Origin of the sequence: Mesorhizobium sp. M7A.F.Ca.CA.002.09.1.1 (genome assembly GCF_003998555.1) — a bacterium.
GTDB classification, from domain to species: Bacteria; Pseudomonadota; Alphaproteobacteria; order Rhizobiales; family Rhizobiaceae; genus Mesorhizobium; species Mesorhizobium ciceri.
Genome location: NZ_RZRR01001220.1, coordinates 1 through 1280, shown reverse-complemented (window position 1 = coordinate 1280; position 1280 = coordinate 1). Strand labels below are relative to the sequence as shown.

Sequence of the window (1280 nt, the reverse complement as noted above, 5' to 3'; positions counted from 1 at the left end):
CGCTTCGCCGCGCGGTCGCCTATCCCGCGGCCGCGGACAAGTGGACGATCAAACAGATCAAGGCCGCCCTGGACAAGGTCGGCTTGGCCTATCTTGCCGAAAGGATCAAGGAAGAAGCGCCATGGGACCAGACGCTGTCGGGCGGCGAAAAGCAGCGTCTCGCTTTCGCGCGCCTGCTGCTGCACCGCCCCGATATCGTCGTGCTGGATGAAGCAACCTCGGCGCTCGACGAGAAGAGCCAGGACGCCATGATGGCGACGGTGATCCGCGAATTGCCCGATGTCACCATCATCAGCGTGGCGCACCGTGCCGAGCTGGAAGCCTTCCACAGCCGCAAGATCACCCTCGAACGGCGGGAGGGCGGCGCCAAGCTTGTCAGCGACATCAACCTCGTGCCGCGCAAGCGCAACCTGCTGAAGCGCGCCTTGTGGGGCTCCGGCAGTCGGGTCGAAAGGGCGCGCAAGGAGTAAGGCGCCGCTGCCCCGGGCACCGCGCAACTATGATGCGTATATGTCCTTGTAGGTGTCGCGCAGCAGGTTCTTCTGTACCTTGCCCATGGTGTTGCGCGGCAGTTCATCGACGAAGATCACCCGCTTCGGATGCTTGTATTTCGCCACCCGTCCGGCGATGGCACCGAGAATTTCGGCGCCGGTGATCCGCGAAGACGGCGCCCGCACGACGATGGCGGTGACGCCTTCGCCGAAATCCGGATGGGCAACGCCGATGACGGCGCTTTCGCTAACCCCGTCGAGCGCATCGATCTCGCTTTCGAGTTCCTTCGGATAGATATTGTAGCCGCCCGATATGATCAGGTCCTTGCCGCGGCCGACGATGTGGACGTAACCGTCGGCGTCGATCGTGCCGAGATCGCCGGTGATGAAAAAACCGCCGGCGCGGAATTCCGCCTTGGTCTTCTCCGGCATGCGCCAATAGCCGCCGAAGACGTTTGGGCCCTTCACCTCGATCATGCCGACCTCGCCCTGCGCAAGCGCTGCGCCACTGTCTGGATCGGCGATGCGAAGCGTGACGCCGGGCAAGGGCAAACCGACGGTCCCGGCGCGCCGCTCGCCCTCATAGGGGTTCGAGGTGTTCATGTTGGTCTCGGTCATGCCGTAGCGTTCGAGGATCGCGTGGCCGGTGCGCTCGCGCCAGGCCTTGTGCGTCTCGGCCAGCAGCGGAGCCGACCCGGAAATGAACACACGGATGTTTTTCGCCGCCTCATGGTCCAGCCCCTCATCCTGCAGCAGGCGCACGTAGAAGGTCGGCACCCCCATCAAGGC

The 1280-nt window shown here is 64.2% G+C and carries 2 protein-coding genes; one reads left to right on the top strand and one right to left on the bottom strand.

Annotated elements, in window-relative coordinates; genetic code table 11:
• The coding region (locus EN994_RS31965; protein ID WP_127308177.1) for an ATP-binding cassette domain-containing protein at positions 1–470 on the top strand (470 nt) is incomplete at its 5' end.
• A 27-nt stretch (positions 471–497) separates the two neighbouring features.
• Here the strand turns inward: EN994_RS31965 and EN994_RS31960 are convergent.
• Positions 498–1280 (bottom strand): AMP-binding protein (locus EN994_RS31960; RefSeq protein WP_164746439.1); only part of this gene is annotated, 783 nt, incomplete at its 5' end.